The 16995-nt window shown below is 64.1% G+C and carries 16 protein-coding genes; 2 read left to right on the top strand and 14 right to left on the bottom strand.

Features of this window, described 5'->3' with window-relative positions; genetic code table 11:
- The first annotated feature begins 102 nt into the window (after positions 1–102).
- Complete coding sequence (gene trxB, locus H6718_26040; protein ID MCB9588900.1) at positions 103–1068, top strand: thioredoxin-disulfide reductase; 966 nt, start codon at positions 103–105, stop codon at positions 1066–1068.
- 49 nt (positions 1069–1117) lie between these two features.
- Here trxB and H6718_26035 read toward each other — a convergent pair whose 3' ends face one another.
- From H6718_26035 to H6718_25970, 14 genes are all read right to left on the bottom strand, one after another.
- The gene (locus H6718_26035; protein MCB9588899.1) at positions 1118–1618 is read right to left on the bottom strand and encodes a DUF2085 domain-containing protein; all 501 of its coding nucleotides are present in this window, start codon (positions 1616–1618) and stop codon (positions 1118–1120) included.
- 7 nt (positions 1619–1625) lie between these two features.
- A complete protein-coding gene (locus tag H6718_26030) occupies positions 1626–2540 on the bottom strand; it encodes a uracil-DNA glycosylase (protein ID MCB9588898.1) in 915 nt (304 codons plus the stop codon).
- A 193-nt stretch (positions 2541–2733) separates the two neighbouring features.
- Positions 2734–4458 carry a hypothetical protein gene (locus H6718_26025; GenBank protein MCB9588897.1) on the bottom strand — a complete coding sequence of 575 codons (1725 nt, stop codon included), beginning with the start codon at positions 4456–4458 and terminating at the stop codon, positions 2734–2736.
- Between the two features lie 168 nt (positions 4459–4626).
- Positions 4627–5772: an OmpA family protein gene (locus H6718_26020; protein ID MCB9588896.1), complete on the bottom strand. Its 1146-nt coding sequence runs from the start codon at positions 5770–5772 to the stop codon at positions 4627–4629.
- On the bottom strand, positions 5769–6134 hold the full coding sequence (locus H6718_26015) for a DUF4398 domain-containing protein (GenBank protein MCB9588895.1): 366 nt from the start codon (positions 6132–6134) through the stop codon (positions 5769–5771). The genes H6718_26020 and H6718_26015 overlap by 4 nt, the downstream gene beginning before the upstream one ends.
- A gap of 575 nt (positions 6135–6709) precedes the next feature.
- Complete coding sequence (gene lexA / locus H6718_26010) at positions 6710–7372, bottom strand: transcriptional repressor LexA (GenBank protein ID MCB9588894.1); 663 nt, start codon at positions 7370–7372, stop codon at positions 6710–6712.
- 144 nt (positions 7373–7516) lie between these two features.
- Positions 7517–7987: a cyclic nucleotide-binding domain-containing protein gene (locus H6718_26005; protein ID MCB9588893.1), complete on the bottom strand. Its 471-nt coding sequence runs from the start codon at positions 7985–7987 to the stop codon at positions 7517–7519.
- Positions 7988–8059: 72 nt separating this feature from the next.
- Positions 8060–8944: a hypothetical protein gene (locus H6718_26000; protein MCB9588892.1), complete on the bottom strand. Its 885-nt coding sequence runs from the start codon at positions 8942–8944 to the stop codon at positions 8060–8062.
- 2 nt (positions 8945–8946) lie between these two features.
- Positions 8947–9396: a biopolymer transporter ExbD gene (locus H6718_25995; protein ID MCB9588891.1), complete on the bottom strand. Its 450-nt coding sequence runs from the start codon at positions 9394–9396 to the stop codon at positions 8947–8949.
- Positions 9397–9399: 3 nt separating this feature from the next.
- The gene (locus tag H6718_25990) at positions 9400–10080 is read right to left on the bottom strand and encodes a MotA/TolQ/ExbB proton channel family protein (GenBank protein ID MCB9588890.1); all 681 of its coding nucleotides are present in this window, start codon (positions 10078–10080) and stop codon (positions 9400–9402) included.
- A gap of 302 nt (positions 10081–10382) precedes the next feature.
- Positions 10383–11195 carry an SUMF1/EgtB/PvdO family nonheme iron enzyme gene (locus H6718_25985; protein ID MCB9588889.1) on the bottom strand — a complete coding sequence of 271 codons (813 nt, stop codon included), beginning with the start codon at positions 11193–11195 and terminating at the stop codon, positions 10383–10385.
- Positions 11196–11392: 197 nt separating this feature from the next.
- Complete coding sequence (locus tag H6718_25980) at positions 11393–12430, bottom strand: hypothetical protein (protein ID MCB9588888.1); 1038 nt, start codon at positions 12428–12430, stop codon at positions 11393–11395.
- 110 nt (positions 12431–12540) lie between these two features.
- Complete coding sequence (locus tag H6718_25975; protein ID MCB9588887.1) at positions 12541–14025, bottom strand: HAD-IG family 5'-nucleotidase; 1485 nt, start codon at positions 14023–14025, stop codon at positions 12541–12543.
- Between the two features lie 62 nt (positions 14026–14087).
- Positions 14088–15188, bottom strand: a complete 1101-nt coding sequence (locus H6718_25970) for a dipeptide epimerase (protein ID MCB9588886.1) — start codon at positions 15186–15188, stop codon at positions 14088–14090.
- A gap of 256 nt (positions 15189–15444) precedes the next feature.
- Between H6718_25970 and H6718_25965 the strand changes: the two genes are divergently transcribed.
- Positions 15445–16911, top strand: coding sequence for a VWA domain-containing protein (locus tag H6718_25965; protein ID MCB9588885.1), 1467 nt, complete (start codon positions 15445–15447; stop codon positions 16909–16911).
- Positions 16912–16995: the final 84 nt, after the last annotated feature.

The raw sequence follows: 16995 nt of genomic DNA, 5'->3' as shown, positions 1-16995 counted from the left end.
GCGAGGCATAGCCGCGCCGAATCGTATTCCCCCGAGCTGGCTCCAACCGCCAGAGCGACCCATCGCGCCCCGTGCGCGCCCAGCTAGTCACAGGACCACCCCATGAGCGAAGCAGCCACTCACAACGTCATCATCATCGGCTCCGGCCCCGCGGGACTCACCGCGGCCATCTACGCCGCGCGCGCCAACCTGAAGCCGCTGTGTATCGAGGGCTTCAACGCCGGTGGCCTGATGCCGGGTGGCCAGCTGATGTTCACGACCGATGTGGAGAACTACCCGGGGTATCCCCAGGGAGTGAGCGGCCAGAAGATGATGGCGGACTTCCGCGAGCAAGCGGAGCGCCAGGGCACCGAGTTCATCACCAACGACGTCACGGAGGTCGACCTTTCCGCGCGGCCATTCAAGGTCTACGTCGGTGAGGAGCGTGAGCTCCACCTCGCGAAGGCGTTGATCATCTCCACCGGCGCGCGCGCGAACTACCTCGGCCTCGAGAGCGAGGACAAGCTCAAGAACAAAGGCGTCAGCGCCTGTGCGGTGTGCGATGGCGCGCTCTTCCGTGAGCAAGACGTGATCGTCGTGGGCGGTGGTGACACCGCGATGGAAGAGGCGCACTACCTCGCCGGCCTCTGCAAGAGCGTGACGCTCATCCACCGTCGCGATGACTTCCGCGCTTCCAAGGCCATGCAGGATCGCGTGGTGAACCACCCCAAGATCAAGATCCTCTACAGCCACGTCGTGACCGAGGTGCTCGGCGTTGCTGAGGACGCGGTGAGCGGCGTGCGAGTGAAGAACCTGAAGTCGGATGAGCTCAGCGACGTCCCTGCCAAGGCGATGTTCGTCGCCATTGGTCACACCCCGCTCACGGATCTTTTCAAGGGCAAGCTCGATGTCCACGACAACGGCTACCTCAAGGTCACCCCCGGCTCGACCCGCACCAGCATGGAAGGCGTCTTCGCCGCCGGCGACGTCGCTGACTGGACCTACCGTCAGGCCGTCACCGCCGCCGGCACCGGCTGCATGGCAGCCCTGGACGCCGAGCGTTGGCTCAGCGCCCAAGACAGCCACTGAGCGTCCGCGAGCCCGTCGCGCGGAAGGCTAGCAATTTCCGCGCGACAATTCAGTCTGGGGGTGTGTCTTCGCTCTGTCCCGCTTCTTTCGCGGTCCACGCCACCGCCACGGCGACGGGGTAGGCGAGCAAGATGCCGGTCACGAGCCGCATGGCGCTACTCGGCGGTCGCATGCCCAAGGCTTCGGTCCACACGTCGAGGATCATCGCGGCCGCCGCAAAGCCGACCCATAGACGGAGCGGCCACACGCTGAGGCGCGGGCGCATGAACAACGCGCCTAACCCCAAACCCAAGTAGATCCCTAGGCAGCGATTACATACCGGGAGGAAACGCCCGAGGATCTCGAAGGAGCGTTCGGGCTCGCGATGGCACTGGTAGCTGAACCAGGCGTCGAAGGGTGCGCCGAGCCAGGAGAGCGCTGGGATGTCGCTGATCGCCCACACCCAGAGCGGCGAAAAGCCGATCACCAGAAGCGCGACGCGCACGCTCCAGTAGAGCGCCTTGTACCGGCGCACAGTCGGCGTGGGTTCGCTGAGGTCGGGCTCGGCCACGGTCGCTTCAGCCTTGAGGCGTGCTACCTGGAGGGTTCTTCAGGTGCGCCATCACCGCCTTGAGGTCGTCCCACACTTCGCGCTTGGCCCGCGGATTACGCAGCAGGTATGCGGGGTGGAACGTCGGCATCACGGGGATGCGGCCCTTGTAGAGCCGCCAGCGGCCACGGATGCGTGTGATACCTCCGGTGCTGCCGAGCAGGCCCTCGACGGCGGTGGCGCCGAGCGCGACGATCACCCGCGGCGACACGAGCTCGAGCTGTTCCGTGAGGTAATCGCGGCAGGCTAGCATCTCGTCGGGAGCCGGCTTGCGGTTGTTCGGCGGGCGGCACTTCACGATGTTGCAAACGTAGACGTCTTCCCGCTCGATACCCATGGCGCCGATCATCTTGTCCAGCAGCTGCCCTGCCTTGCCCACGAACGGCTGCCCCTGCTGATCTTCGTCGAAGCCGGGCCCCTCACCGACGAAGCACACGCCGCTTTGGCCGTTTCCGCGTGCAAACACTGTCTGAGTGCGCTGTTCACACAGCCGGCACTGTTGACACGGCGTGATGCGTTGGGCTAGCGCCAGCAGGGCCGACTGCCGGTCAGCGAAATCCGGGAGCTCCCGTGGCGGCAACGGCGGTGCTGCCGCAGGCAGCTGAGCGCTTCCCCGGTCGCGCTCCCAGGCGGCGCTCGGCGGCAGCGGACTCCCGTGCGTCGGCGGCGCGGGGAGCGGGGGCTCTGGTGCGCGAATGCGCTCAGGTGAAGGTGCGTGGGGGGCTGGTGTCCGCTCTGGAGCGGAATGTGCCGGCGTACTCGCCGGCGCTGCCGCGCGGAAAGCTTCCGGCGGTCGCTCCCGTTGCGGCTCTTCGGCGGGCGGCTCACCGAGCGCACTCGGGCGCGCCGCGAGCAGCTCGGGGTCTGCGATGGAGAGGCCCATCGCGCCGGTCTCCACTTGCCACTCGAGGTGGACCCTCAACAGGCGCGTGAGTTCGAGCAGCTCGGCGCTCGGATCCAGCTCGTAGTCGCTGGCTGCTGAGGCGTCGGGCTCGCTCATTGTCGTCTTATAGCAAATGCAATAACGCGCCGCTTCCCGGGGGAGGCGGCGCGTTTGCGTGTTGGGTTGCGAAGGCTCAGAAGCCCATCATGATGCCAAGGCTCGGCTCGATCACCTGACCCGAGGAGGGCAGCATGAACATGATGTTCAAGTCGAGCACCAGGCCCATGCTGTCGGTCATGGCGTACATGGCGCCACCGCCAATCGCGCCGAAGCCCTGGCCGAGCTTCTTGAACGCGTCGAGCTGCCTCGCCGGAGCGTTGGCACCCTCACCCGTAATGCAAGGCTCATATTCGTTCGTCCCTTGCAACGGACCACAGTCGGAGATGGTGACCTTCAAGCTCGCGTCGACCTGGGCCATGCCACCACCCAGGTGGAGGAACGGGCGCAAGCCAAGGGCGCTCGAGTCGCCGAGCCAGTAGGAGCCGCGCACCTCCGCGTGAAACGGCAAGAAGGCGTTGCCACCTTCTGGCGTCGGACCACCGTTGAACGCGTAGCCCAGGCGCCCGCCGAGGCTGATGTTCGGCGTCACGAAGTACTCGGGGTGGAGCATCACGCGGATGGTGCCCAGGGCGAAACCACCGCTGATCTTGTTGCCTTGACCAGGCTGGGGGTTCTCGGCGTACTGGTTCTCCGTGCCGGGATCGAAGCAGGCGAAGCCTTCGTTCGCTTGGCTGTCTTGAGAGCAGACGTCGTCGCCGCTCAGGAAGGCCAGGTCGAAGCCGACCTCCGCACCGATCCACAGCTTGTGCTTCTTGCCGCTGCCGCCACCGCCGCCGCCAGCGCACTCGCCGTCGACGCACGAAGCGCCATCGCTGCAGTCGGAGTCGGAGGAGCACTGCCCGCCGGTCTCACAGGTGCCGTTTGCGCAGACGAGGCCTGACTGGCACTCGCGGGTCTCTTCACAGGTGGCGCCCCAGCCCTTGTCGCCGCGCTTGCCCGCGCCACAGCCCGGCATCCCGGGGGGACACTCGACCTCTTCAGCGCAGCGGTTCGGCGGGTCTTGGTCGGGGAAGGAGGGCGGCTCCTCATCCGTCGCGTTGACGGCGTTGATGGAGACCGGCTCGCGCTTGGTGCCGTAGTTGTCGATGGTGTCGCCTGCGGCGTCCTTCGCGCGGACGTAGAACTTCAGGGCGCCCACGAGCTTGGTTGCGGTGCAGGGGATCTCGGCGACGAACGCGTCGCCCTTCTTCTGCATCTTCAGCGTCGCCCACTTGTCTCCGCCGAACTCCTTGTACTTGAGCTCGGCTGACGTCGCGTCTTCCTCGGTGGTGCAGCTGACCGGGATGGGCCGCCGCGTCTCCACTTCGCTGACCCGGGGCTGGCAGTCCATGGCGCCCGCCGCGGGCTTCGGGGGCTTCGGGGTTGGAGGCGTGTCGGTGCCGCCGCCACCGCCGCTCCCGCCGGTGCTCGGGTTCGCACCCACAGCAGCGGCAGCGTCAGCGAACGCCTTCTTCGTGTCATCGGTCGCCAGCGCGTTGTCCAAGGAAACCTTGGGGTCGATGCTGAGCGCCTGCTGGAACGCGTCGGTCGCGCCAGCGAGATCGTTCTTGCCGCTTCCGCGAACGATGCCGACGTACATCCACGCTTTGGCGATGACCGGGCCGCTGCACTTATCGCCACAGGCCTTGATGGTGCCGGTGAGGATGGCTTCGGCCTTGTCGAACTCCGTCGCGAGGTAGTGCTGGTTGATCGCCTCGTCGATCTTCTTGGTGGCGGCGTTGTCGCGAGGCGCGGCGAAAGCCGTCGCTGCGAAGAGCGCGACGGCGAGGGCAGAGAGCCAAAGTAGACGGCGGTACACGGGTCATCCTCCGCTGAGCGAGCGGTAGTTCGGAAGGGTGGGTTCTAGCGAAAGCACCATGAAGGTACTTGAGGTTTAAAGCAACTCGCCTGGGCAGAGTTGGGGGTGAGGGGAGTGCAGCGAGCTGAGGCTGAAGCAGCTCAGGGTCGCTCGAGGCGACCCAGAACTTCAGGGTTTGTCGCAGCCTTCCTTTGAGCCCTCGGTGCGGACGAACTGCACGCGACGGTTGAGGGCTCGGTTGCGCTCCGAGGTGTTTGGCACCAGCGGTCGATCGAAGCCGTAGCCATTGCTGGTCAAACGGTCTGGATCGATGCCGTGGCTGACCAGGTACTTCATCACCGACTCGGCACGCGCACCGCTCAACTTCTTGTTGTACGCCTTGCTGCCCTTGTTGTCGGTGTGACCTTGGACCTCGAGCTTGATCTTCGGGTTCTTCTCCATGACCTCGACGACTGCGTCGAGCACCGGGAAGCTTTCCGGGCGGATCTTGGACTTGTTGAACTCGAAGTGGATCTGTTGCTTGATCTTGACTTCGCAGTCCGTGACCACGACGAGCGCCGGCTTGGTCGGGCAGCCCAGGGGCTCCTGAGTCTCCGAGCCGGGGGTGTTCGGACACTGGTCCTTGATATCGGGGACCTTGTCGCCGTCGTTGTCTGGGTCCGGACAGCCGTCGTCGTCCTCGTATCCGTCGGGATCTTCCGGATCGTTCGGACACTTGTCGGTCGCGTCGAGCACGCCGTCGGAGTCGTTGTCGAGCTCCGGGCAGCCATCGGCGTCCAGGTAGCCGTCCTTGTCCTCCGGCTCGAGCTCACACGAGTCGACGGAGTCGGTCAGGCCATCGCCGTCGGTGTCGGGATCGTCCGGGCAACCGTCGGAGTCTTGGTAGCCCTGGAAGTTCTCCGGTTCATCCGGACAGGCATCTTCGGGATCCAAGTAGCCGTCGCCGTCGCGATCCCCAGGAGCCGGCTTGGGCTTCGGCTTGGGGGGAGGAGCAGCCTCCACGAAGCCGCGCTCCGCGCAGTACTCCGGAGGCGACAGGAAGTTTGCGGCGTGGGCGTTGGGCTCGGCGATCCACAAGTGCTTCTGCGCCTTGGAGATGAAGCCTTGCTCGAGTTCGATCTGCGCGAACTTGAGGTGGCTCTGGGCCATCGCCAGCTCGCGAGGCGCGCAGCGGACCGCGCCGTTGCGCTCGGCCTGCTTGGTGATCTCTTCGAGGCCCGCGATCTGGCCTTTGAGCTTCGGCGCTTGTCCGCAACCGACGGCGACACTGCTCACCGCCAAGAGCGCGAAGCTACGCAACAGACGCTGCTTCATCGTCCGGCTCCTCGCCGCGCTTCGCGCGTGAGACGAATGGCTTTGTCCGCGTACTCTTCAGCGACTTCCGCGAGGTTCGAGGCGTCGCTGTAGTCGGCTTCAGCGGCTTCCATCTCGGCCTTTTCGAGATGCTCCTTCGCGTAATAGTACTCGTAGGGAGCGTACTTCTCAGCGTCCAGCTCGCGAGCCTCTTCCACCTTGTTGGAGGCGGAGTTGGCTTGGATGGCATAGAGCGTGTTGCCACAGCCAGCGCTGCCTGCGGCAACGAGCAGGGTCAAAGCAAAGAGCACACGCGCACCGAGACCGGTGGCTTGCAAGTTAGCTTTCAGAGGCAGCCTTGGATTGCGGGCCGCGCGAGTCATTCGCACGCAAGAACCGTCACCTTCGATCACATCGAACTCCACGTTGGATGTTTCTTCGATCTCACTTCTGACTTGCTCCGAAGGAGCTAGCCTCCGCCGCCTCGCGCCGTAGCCAGCCGAGGGATCCCTTCACGCTGCAAAACGCAGCAGCCGAGGTGGTCCGCACGGGTCCGTGTGAACGCGAGTCGACGACTCTCACCAAAGCCGGATGCGACGCTAGCAACGCGACGACTCATGCGTCAACTACCGACTTTTCTAGTGGATCGAGCCTCCAAGTCGGACTTCTGGAAGTTTCCAGCGGAAGCGCCTTTGGCCGTCACTTCCTGAAACAGACTACAGTCTGTTTGCGGCTGGGCTGACACACCCTGCAGGTCTTCCTAGGTTGGATGGAGCGACCGAGCAGCGCGCCTCACCCCCCAATCGTTGTTCGTTCGCGCTCCCGGGCGCGAGCCCCATTGCCGGCTTTTCAGGGATCAGTTCGGCCGGCTGCTTCAGCACGGAAAAAGCCGCGCGGAGGCTAGACTCGGCGCGGCTTGGAGACCCGCGGTACGCGACCGCGGTGGCTGAGCTGGTACTCAGATTTCGCGATACAGACCAATCACGACACCGAGCAACATCGTGTCGCGGAAGTCCGTCGCCCGCACCAGGATCGGCGCCATCCCGCTGTTTGCGGGCTGGAAGCGCACGTAGTCCTTCTCGGGGTAGTAGTACTTCACCGTGGCTTCGTCGCCGATCAGCGCCACCACGATGTCACCGCGACTCGCCGTGGACTGCTTGCGTACGAAGATGTAATCGCCACTCAAAATACCGGCTTCGATCATCGAGTCACCTTGGACTCGCAGGCCGAAGACATCGCGCCCACCGCCTTTGACCCGGACCCGGTCGATGCGCACCGTGTCGATCACGTTTTCGTCGGCGAGCAGCGGAAGGCCAGCGGCAACTCGGCCGAGGATCTGGATCTCCATCGAGTCGTCGTCGCCCGCGACCCGAGCGGCTTCCGCGACGCTCTCTGGCGTGTCGTCGCTCTGGTTCACCAGGCGGAGCGCGCGGCTCTTCATGTCTTCCCGCCGCAGGTAGCCCTTGCGCTCCAGAGCGCGCAGGTGGTCATTCACCCCGTTCGTGGAGCGAATGCCCATGTACTCGCCAATCTCTCGTAGCGTCGGGGGATAGCCGCGCTCTTCGATCGACTTGCGAATGTAATCCAGCGTCTGCGCTTGGCGCTTGGTCAGCCCTTGCATGGTTCGCGTAGGCTACTGAACGGGTGTGTGGGCGTCAAATTCTGTGCACGTTGATTTTCTAGAAGCTTGAAAATCAAGGCTTTTCATGCGGGCCCCGGAAGCGCCTCTGGGGGCAGAGCGCAGGCATATTCCGCGTTCGAGCGCTCAGAATTTCCCGCTGATGGAGAGGAACGTCAGCTTGTTGGTGGTCTCGCGAAGGCGCCCAACGAGCATGCGAACGATGGACCACAGCACTTCGTAAGCGAGGTCTTTGTGGAGGAAGAGCAGGTCGTCAAAACCATCCTTCGGGATGGCCAGGACGCGGCAGGTATTGTGAACCCGTGCGTCGGCGGAGCGCGGCGACTCGTCGAGCAGAGCCATCTCGCCGAACATCTGTCCCGGTCCCAGGATGGCCAGCGCTTCTTCACCCATGCCCGGTACCTCGCGGCTGATGCGCACGCGACCATCGAGAATCAGGTAGAGCTTATCCCCCGCGTCGCCGTGTTCGAAGATCTTGGTGCCGAGCTGGTGTGTCTCTTCGACGGCAACCTTGGCGATCAGCTCCAGAGCTTCGTCCTTCAGGCCGGCAAACAGTTCCACCTTGCGCAGCTGTTCGACTCGCTCGGAGGCCATGATGAACGGACTCTACACGACCTGATGGCTCCGCGTAGCCTTTCTGGCGCCCACCAAGCGTGAGCGGCGGCGTCCTCAGCGCGTGAAGGTCACGGTGAATGGTGGCGTGCTGGCGGTGATGGCTTTCCCGCTGGGATCGAGCGCCGGCGTGTAGCGCATCCGGAATGCGCAGGAGCGCGCCAGGGAGCCAAAGCCATTTCCTGGATCGGAGAGCACCTGAACCGAGGTGGCCTTTCCACTCGGATCCACAGTGACGCTCAGCCGCACGCGAGCGAAGTCGATCTGCTCCATGTCGGCCTGAGCCGGGAAGCCGCAGCTTGACCAGTTGGTGCCACGGGCTCCCGCGGCCCGCGACTTGTTTTCCTTCGGCGGAGGCGGGAGCGCAGGTGGGGGCTTCGACTTCGTGCCTTCGCCACCCTTCACGCCGTCTTTGCTGGTCACTGGATTGCGCACGGCGGTGTCCGAAGTGCCGTAGGAAGCGGTGGTTCCACCCGCATACCGGTCCCCTTCACCTTGGGTCATGGTGAAGTCCGTCATGTCAACGGGCTCCGTGGGGTCGGCCTCTGCGGTGAGCGTCTTGCCCGCGCTCGCGGGTTGAGCCGCCGTCTCTTTGATCGGATCCGCGACCTGCTCCTGAACCACCTCTTGCTCTTGCGGCTCAGGCTCGGGTTCCGGCTCCGGCGGCTTCGGCGGCTCTTTATCCATCTGGATATCGATCTCGTCGACGACGGCGTTGTCCACCGCGTAGCTCACGGCCGACGTGAACTCATCCATCCAGAACGGGGTTCTGAGCCCCTTCGCCGCCGCGGCTCCGTGCAGGAACAGCCCACCTACGACGCCGAGGAGCATGCCCCAACGCGTGATCCCACGATCGAGCGACAGCACCGCGACGAGTGGGTCGAGGTTCTTTTGTCCAATTGCATGGGAATCAACTGCTGTGGGGCGGGCGGCGACAGTCATAGCTATCCGTCACTACTGGCTGGCTTTGCGGTGGTTTCCCCCGGGGCGGCTTGCTGGACGCCGAACGCGACCTTGCTGATGCCTGCACGGTTCAGCAGATCGAGCACGTGAATCACGCGACCGTGCTCTACCTTTTTATCCGCGCGGATAACGGCACGGATGTCCTTGTTCTTGGCCTTCGCCGACTTTGCGAGGCCACTAACGGCCTCGTCGTCAGGGACCTCTTTCGAATCGACCATGGTCTTGCCGTCGGCGCTCAGCTCGACGCTGAACACCGTCTGGATGTCTTGGCCGCTCGCAGCCTTCGGCAGGTCCATCGGCATGCCCTGGCTCACGATCATCTTGGCGGTGACCATGAAGATGATGAGCAGCACCAGCGTGACGTCGACCAGCGGCGTCACGTTGATACCCGCGATCATTCCATCGTCGTCGTTGGAAGCTCCGCCAGCCACTGATTACTCCTCTTCGCTGGCAGACTCACCAGCGCCTTCTGCGGTGAGGTGACTCAGGAGTACCCGGGTCAGCGCCTCGGTGTTGGCGAGGATCGACTTCGACATGCGCATGAAAAGGTTGAACATCGCGACCGCTGGGATGGCCACCAAGAGACCGATCGCGGTTGCGATCAGTGCTTCGGCGATGGCTGCCATTACCTCTTGCGGCGCTGCTGCCATGGCGTTGGTGGCAGCATCGGATTTCCCGAGCGCCTTGAACGCCTGAACGATACCGATGACGGTACCAAACAGCCCGATGAACGGCGCGTTGTTGCCGAGGGTGCCGAGGTAAGCGAGCCACTTCTCGAGCTTCATGCGCTGCAGCGCCGCGGCGCCCTGCATGGCCTCCTCGGCGGACTTGGCGCCGCGATCGGCCTCCAGGAGCCCGGCGACGACCACCGCGGCCTCTGCGCTCGGAGACTGTTGCATGCGCTTGATGGCGCCCGGGATGTCGTTCTTGCGGAGTAAGCTGCGGAGCTCGTGGGCGAGACCCCCGATGTCGTCTCGCAGGCGCCAGTAGAAATAGGCGCGCTCCAGCATGATGGCGACGGAGATGATGCTCAAGCCGATCAGGAGCCACATTACCCAGCCGGCTCCAAAGTTGGTCATTAGGCGTTCGAGCCAGTGGACCAGGTTGTTGGTCATCGGGATTCCTCGTGCAGTCGGACGTGTGTCAGCGGGAGGGGGGAGGGAAGTGTTTGCTTGATGGGGCCCAGTGCGGCTCCCGTCCACCCGGTAATGCGGCAACTTGCGTGCCCAATCGGGCCGAGAACAAAGCGCAGCGGAGGGCGGCTGACAAGGGGCAAACTTCCCTACGTTTTAGCCAGCTCTACGGTTTGCGAGTGACACTTTCGAATTCTTGATGGGTTCGGTGCGCCCCGTGGTTCACACCCGAGCTAGGCGCACTTCGTCACACCTCGGTGTTTCCGAAGCCTAATTTGCGCTGCTCAGCGGGATTTGGCGGCCGCTCGCTTTCGCGCGCGTTCACGCTTCTTGCGCTCGAAATCGCGAGCGCGGGGCGAGCCTGCGGGGATCGGGCTGCGGAGTTTTTTCGGGCGAGATTCTCCGCCCAGGCGGCTGCAACAACGAAAGCCGATGGAATAGTCCGAGTACTTCGTGTTGTGGCCCGTCGTGAGGTACCCGCAGCCCTCACCGTTGATGTGCGTGTCCAAGTAGTAACCGCCCCGAAACGTTCCGCCTCGGTTCGCCGTCCACTCGTGCAGGTTGCCGACCATGTCGTACAGCCCGAACGAGTTCTTGCAGCCTTTGTAGGCGCCGGTCTTGGCGAGGGTCTTGGGCAGACGGTTCAGCCGCGGATCGTTCATACGGTCGATGTGGTACAGCTCCGCGTCCGGCAACTTGCCGAAGACGCGGAGCAGCGACGACTCTCCGGCGTCATTACAGCGCCCGACGATGTGCTTGTCTCCGTAGGGATATTGGGTCGGGTCGCGACCCTTGCAGGCTGTGACCCATTCCTCATCCGTGCAGAGACGTTTCCCCGCGGACTCGCAGGCGATCGTCGCTTCTTCTTGGGTGAGGTACGCTTGGGGGACCACGCCGCGGCGGCTGGTGGCCATGACGAGCTGATCGGGGCTCGGAGAGAAGTACGGGGAGTGGTTGCGTAGGCGCTTGCCCTTGCTGTTGACCACGACCATGCTCGCTTCGTAGCGGTCGATGCAGTAGCGCCCAAGAATGCTCGCCATGCCGCTTGGGCAGCCTTTGGCTCCCTGGGTATTCGGCGCGATCAGCACGGTGGCCACCACTGCACTCAAAACGCACAACGGCAGAGCAACGCGTTCCCATGCGCGTCCTCCCAGAAAGAGCCGTGCGGCACGCCTGCGAGAGCCGTTCGGAGCGGAGCGGGGTTGTCCGTGTCCGAGCATTGGACCCCCACTCAGAAGCACGGAGCCGGCTTCGTCAAGTTACTGAAGCGCTTTTGTAGGACAGCCGCTCGAACTCAGAAGCTTCCCTGCAGGCTGACGAAGCTTCGGTGCCCATCGGATCCAGCGAGGACGCGAGGCGCGCCTGTCGCCTCCTCAGTTGATTCTGGCCAGAGAAACCAGGTTGCGAGGAAGAGCGCAGCTCCTGCGCCGGCAGCGGCGAAACCCACGGTGGCCGTGGTGCGCGCGCGTTGTTCCCGCTGCTTGAAGTCAGCGAGTTGGCTGCACGCGGACTGAACGCCAGGATCCGAACTCGAGCACTGTGCATCGGGAGCTCGCGTGTTCACATCCAGAAGGGCACGATCTGCTTCGGCTCCTGCTTGAGCCGCGCGCAACGTGAACCCGACGCCCACACCGAGCGCGAGCGCCGTGAGCGAAGCTTCTCCGATCAGGAGCGGGACCCTCAGCGTCCCAGCGGATCGCTCTGGCGGTGCTGTGTCTGGCAGCGTGGGCAACGGAGCGGCTTGGCTCTGCGTCGGCTCTGACGCGGGAGGGGGGGTGAGAACGATACGGTGTTCGTCTTTGGGTGACGCAACGAACTGGTGCAGCTGGGTTTGTTTCCCGCGGATCGCCTTCACAGTGTGCAAGCCGGGATCGATGTGCACGGAAACGCCCAAGCTCGTCGGGTTGCCGTCGAGAAGCACCTCGTAGTCCCCTGCGTCTGGAGCGACGACGATGACCTCAGCGACCAGAGCACGGACGCGCTCCAGAGCTGGGCCGAGCAAGCGTGAGACATCCGCCGCTTTCTGTCCTTCGGCCAGTAGCTGCTGGGCGCGCTGATAGTCGCGAAGCGCGGCTGCGTAGTTCGCCAGCTGCTCTTGGCAATAGGCGAGGTGATAGCGGAGGCCCGGCGTCTCCTTGACGGCGAGCGCCGCCTCGAGCTCGTTCGCCGCACCACTCCAGTCTTTCTTGGTCTCGAGCAGCTGTGCCTTCCGGAAGTGCTCCCTCGCCGTCGCGATCTCCTGGGGGGTTTGCGCCTGGGCAGTGGCGGATAGGCCGAGCCACGAGGCAGTGAGCAGAGTGGCGAAGCGGATGGCAGTTGGTCGACGAGGCATGGCGAGGTCTTCAGGGAAGTGGTCCCCTGTCGGCCATGCGCAGCTCGAGTTGCTCGCAAAAAAGCTCCGCCTAGCGGGTGTTGAAGGACACGCCGCTAATCCGCAGCCTGCTAGAGTTCGTGGGGCATCAGGTCGTGAGGCGAGCGGAAGTGCTGGTGCGGGGAGTACTCGCGGAAGCAACTCACCCGACGGCTGTAGAGGTCCGCGTAGGTGTCGACCTGCAGGCCGAAGCTGCTCATCTCGTTGTCTTCCTTGAGGAGTGAGCCCCAGTATGGGTGGAACGTAAGGTTCACCGTCTCTGCCAGGCTCGTCAGCTCGCGTTCGATGGAACGGAGCTCGCCGCGCACCTGCTCGAGGGCGCGCTTGACGCGCAGACGGTCCGCGTCGCCTTCTTCGGTCGGTTGCTTCGACAGCTCTTTGAAGCGTGCTTGGTAGAAGCGCAGCTCATCTTCGAGTCGATCGCGGCTTTCGTTCAGCTCTCGCTGACGTGCCATTTCCCCGAGGCACATCTCCAGGGCAGCGACCTCCTGGTCGAGCTCTTGGATGATCATCGCCGTGTGCCAGGCGCTTTCCTTCTTGCTGCGCAGGATGTCTCCGTAGATGTGGTCACCGACGTAGAGGATCTTCGAACCAACGGTGCGAGTCAGGCGCTCGAACTCGCGGAGGTTCCCGCCCTCATAAATCTTTCCGCGCTCCAGCGGGCCGTTGAGGTCCTTCAAGACCTCACCGTCGCGCTCCATCAAGGGGCGCCCTTCTTTGAACCAGTTGGGCTTCTGCGCGCTCACCACGATGACATCGAAGTAATGACGCCAGCTGGGATACTCCTGCATGGCTTCACCGAGCAGGTAGGTCATCATCCGGTTCGTGTAGTGCCAAGGTGAGTTCGTGAGCAGAAACAGCTTCTTGCCTGACGAACGGAACTTGTGCAGCGCGCGCGCGAGGTCTTCGTCCCTCTCGACGTATTTGGCCAGATCAGCCGTTACCGCGCGGTAAACAGAGCCGTCGCGATGCGCTTCATCGATGGACTCGCGAATGTCTCCGAAGAGCTTGGCGTAGTCGACCTGCTCCCCTCGCTTCTCCATCGCGTCCACGGCTACCGAGTAGAGAGTGACCTCGCAGAGGGCGAAGAGCGTATCGATCCAGTGGTAGCGCGGGGTACTCGGTCGGATCTTCTTGTTCAAGTAGAGCTCGTCGAGGGTCTCTCGAGGGAGCTTCTTCAGGCCGTGGTAGCCCGTGAACACGGCCTTGTAGCGGTTCATCTTGAGCACGTGCCCCAGGCGCTTGTCGATCAAGAGCCCGCGGATGGGGAATCGCGTGTCGTAGTGAACGTCCTGGAGGTAGCTTGGATAGCCGCGCTTCAAGAGGCGCTCCACCGAGAGCTCGATGCTCAAGGTGTCCATGGCGCGCTGGTTGTAGATCGCCAGCGTGTAGTCCATGTCGAAGCCTATCCAGTCGATGTTCGCCATCGCGAGGTTGCGGTTCACGAACACTCGGTCGTTGCGCGGGATGCGCGGCGCGACGGGTGGTGTGACGGCGATACCTGGGAGCGGCAGGAACAGCTGAGTCGGAGCGCTGGAGCTCGAATTGGCTCTCACAGTCCCCGTTCTAGTTGCAGTTTGCGGATCTTTCCACGTTTCGCGACAAAAGCGCTGGCGGCTCAGGCTGGTTCGTTAAGCCACGCAGGAGCGACGCGCGCTCCGTGCCCCTTCGCGTCAGGCGCAAGCCGGATGCTGGGGCCCACCTGGGTGTACCCCTCGCAGCAGGGATCTTCCGCGAGCCACAGCGGCGTATCGAGGTCGATGAAGCTGAAACCTCCGAAGCCCGCCGCGATGCTCGCCGCCGCTCCCATAGCCAGTCGGGACTCCACCATGCCGCCCATCATGAGTCCGAATCCGCGCGCCTTTGCCTCCTCGATCAGCCTCACGGCACCCAGCACGCCGCTCTTCATTAGCTTCACGTTGATCACCGCGACACCACGCAGCTCTGCGAGCGACTCCGGACCCTGGCAGCTCTCGTCCGCTGCGACAGCGACCTGGGCTCGCTGTTGAACCTCCAGGAGTCCTCGGATGTCGTGTTTTGCAGTGGGCTGCTCGAAGAGCGCGACGCGTCGCCTGAGGTCGCCGAGCGACTCCACCAACTCAACGGCGTGGATCGAGTCGTACGCCGCGTTGCCATCCAAGATGAGCGATGCCTCGGGGGCGCTCTCGCCGACTGCGAGAATACGCGCCCGGTCGAGCTCGAGTGCGGCGCGCGGGTCGTCGAGCTTGCTGCCGACCTTGATCTTCAGGCAGCGAAAGCCGTCCCCCGCCGCTCGCAGTGATGCTTGCCGTGCGGATTCGATGTCACCGGTGCCTACCGTGATGTCGGTTTCGAGCTCGAGTTCTTGCTTGCCGCACACCTCCCACAGCGACCTGCCTTCACTCCTGAGCGCCGCGTCCACGAGCGCGAGCTCCAAGGCGGTGCGTGCGGTGGGTGTTGTGTCGAACGCCGGGACGCTTTTGGGCAGCGTCTGCCAGTCGCTAAACTCCAGCCCTTCTAGGTTCGGAAGCGCGCCGAGGAGGTTCGCCTCCACGGCTGCCTGAGTCTCAGCGTTCACCGCAGGGAAAGGCGCGGCCTCTCCCACGCCCTGGGTACCATCCGCCAACGTCACGATCACCAAGCCGTTGTTTGCGACGAGCTGCGCTCCACCCGCGATACCGAAGGGTTCCCGCATGGGGATATCCAGCCGTTGCCAACGGAAGCTCTGCACGCGATGCATGGGCTGCTCATGGCACAGCCCGATGCATCAAGGCGAGTGTTTCCGGGGTGTCTCAAGTTGCCGAGGACAAACGCTCGTTTGGCTCGGATTCCTCCGTGTTCCCGCGGTACTGGCGAAGAACGCGGCTCCAAAGCGGTTCCGCGGGTTCTTGACCACGCGGTACGGAAGCGAGCGCAATCCACCGCATGTGCGCCTAGCTCGCCATAGCGAAGCGCACGGCCTCATGGTCTAATTGGTCATGGCTTTTGGAACCCAGTTGTCGCGCCCCCTCCTGGGAGCGTTGGTCTCGATGTGTGCGGTTGGAGTGGTCGCTGCCTGCAGCGCGAGCTCCGGAAACGGAAACCAGGTCAGTGGCGGGACCGGCGGGAGCGCCGCCAGCGGCGGGACCGGAGGCGGCGGTAGTGGTGGTGTCGCGGGCAGCGGCAACACCGGCAACTTCGGTGGCAGCGGTGGCCTCATCGATGGTGGCAACAACGGAGGCACTGGCGGCTTCGATCCCGACGCGGACACCTGCGCGGGCGAGGTGACTCAAGGGGAGCGCAAGCCCCTCGATATGTACGTGATGTTCGACATGTCGGGGTCGATGGGCGCCGAGGCCGCGCCTGGCGTGACCAAGTGGGACGCGGTGCGGCCCGCGCTGCAGGGCTTCCTCACTGCACCGGAATCCGCAGGGATCGGCGTAGGCATCCAGTACTTCCCCCTGCTCGCTGCTGGTTCCGCATGGAGCTGCACTAGCAATAGTCAATGCAGTGGCGCTGGTGGGCTGTGCGTGCTCAAGGCATGCTCGAATCAGTTTCCGAACCTCGTTCCGTGCAGCAACAACAGCGACTGCGGCTTCCTCGGATCGTGCGTGAACCTGGGCAACTGCGGAACCGACGTGAACAGCGTGTGCGCACCGGTGGGCGACACCAGCGTCTGCGGCGGGGGTCTGACCTGCAACCAAATGACGAGCAGCTTCTGCACCGAGTCTGACTCCTGCCTGGTTGGCGACTACCAGGCGCCCGACGTGGGGATCGCGGAGCTGCCAGGGAATGCTGCGGCGATCACAGCTTCTCTCAACGCTCAGATGCCGCGAGGTGCGACGCCCACCGGGCCCGCGCTCCAAGGTGCGATTCAGCACGCCCAGAGCTGGGCCGGTAGCCATACAGGGCATCAGGTAGTCGTGGTGCTCGTCACCGACGGCACGCCGACGAGCTGCAACCCCACCAACATCAACCAGATCTCTGCCCTCGCGACCGCGGCGCTCAACGGTACGCCGTCCGTGCAGACCTTCGTGATTGGCGTGTTCGAGAACGGCGACACCACGGGTCAGAGCAACGCGAACTCGATCGCCAACGCCGGTGGTACTGGGACGGCTTTCGTCGTCGACGCGGCATCCAGTTCCCTTGGCGCGCAGTTCACCCAGGCGCTGAACGACATCCGAGGTACCGCGCTTTCGTGTGAGTACAGCATCCCGATGCCCAGCACCGGCACCCTCGACTACGACAAGGTCAACGTCGAGTTCAAAGACGGCAGCAGCACCGTCACCGTGCCTTACGTGGGTGACGCGGGGAGCTGTGACGCGACTCTCGGGGGCTGGTACTACGACGTCGATCCTGCCGCTGGTGGGACGCCGTCGACGATCGTGATGTGCCCCGTGACCTGCGATCAGTTCACCGCCGCTTCCGGCGCGGCAACTGTCGATGTTCGCCTGGGTTGCAAGCGTGAAGACATCCCGCGCTGATTCCTGAGCGGGTTCCCGCAGATGGGCCTCGCTAGCTCCGCTGGCGGAGGCCCTGTTGCTGGCTATCGTTCCCGCACGGAATCG

The sequence above is a fragment of the Polyangiaceae bacterium genome, assembly GCA_020633205.1.
Lineage (GTDB): Bacteria > Myxococcota_A > Polyangia > Polyangiales > Polyangiaceae > JAHBVY01.
This window is presented reverse-complemented; position numbering and strand designations above follow the sequence as displayed.

Bases quoted from the DNA above. Each gene is read 5' to 3' on its own strand.
- H6718_25980 (MCB9588888.1), bottom strand. From the start codon at position 12,430: ATGCCTCGTCGACCAACTGCCATCCGCTTCGCCACTCTGCTCACTGCC.
- H6718_26030 (MCB9588898.1), bottom strand. From the start codon at position 2,540: ATGGGCCTCTCCATCGCAGACCCCGAGCTGCTCGCGGCGCGCCCGAGT.
- lexA (MCB9588894.1), bottom strand. From the start codon at position 7,372: ATGCAAGGGCTGACCAAGCGCCAAGCGCAGACGCTGGATTACATTCGC.
- trxB (MCB9588900.1), top strand. From the start codon at position 103: ATGAGCGAAGCAGCCACTCACAACGTCATCATCATCGGCTCCGGCCCC.
- H6718_25970 (MCB9588886.1), bottom strand. From the start codon at position 15,188: ATGCATCGCGTGCAGAGCTTCCGTTGGCAACGGCTGGATATCCCCATG.
- H6718_26020 (MCB9588896.1), bottom strand. From the start codon at position 5,772: ATGAAGCAGCGTCTGTTGCGTAGCTTCGCGCTCTTGGCGGTGAGCAGT.
- H6718_26015 (MCB9588895.1), bottom strand. From the start codon at position 6,134: ATGACTCGCGCGGCCCGCAATCCAAGGCTGCCTCTGAAAGCTAACTTG.
- H6718_26000 (MCB9588892.1), bottom strand. From the start codon at position 8,944: ATGACTGTCGCCGCCCGCCCCACAGCAGTTGATTCCCATGCAATTGGA.
- H6718_25990 (MCB9588890.1), bottom strand. From the start codon at position 10,080: ATGACCAACAACCTGGTCCACTGGCTCGAACGCCTAATGACCAACTTT.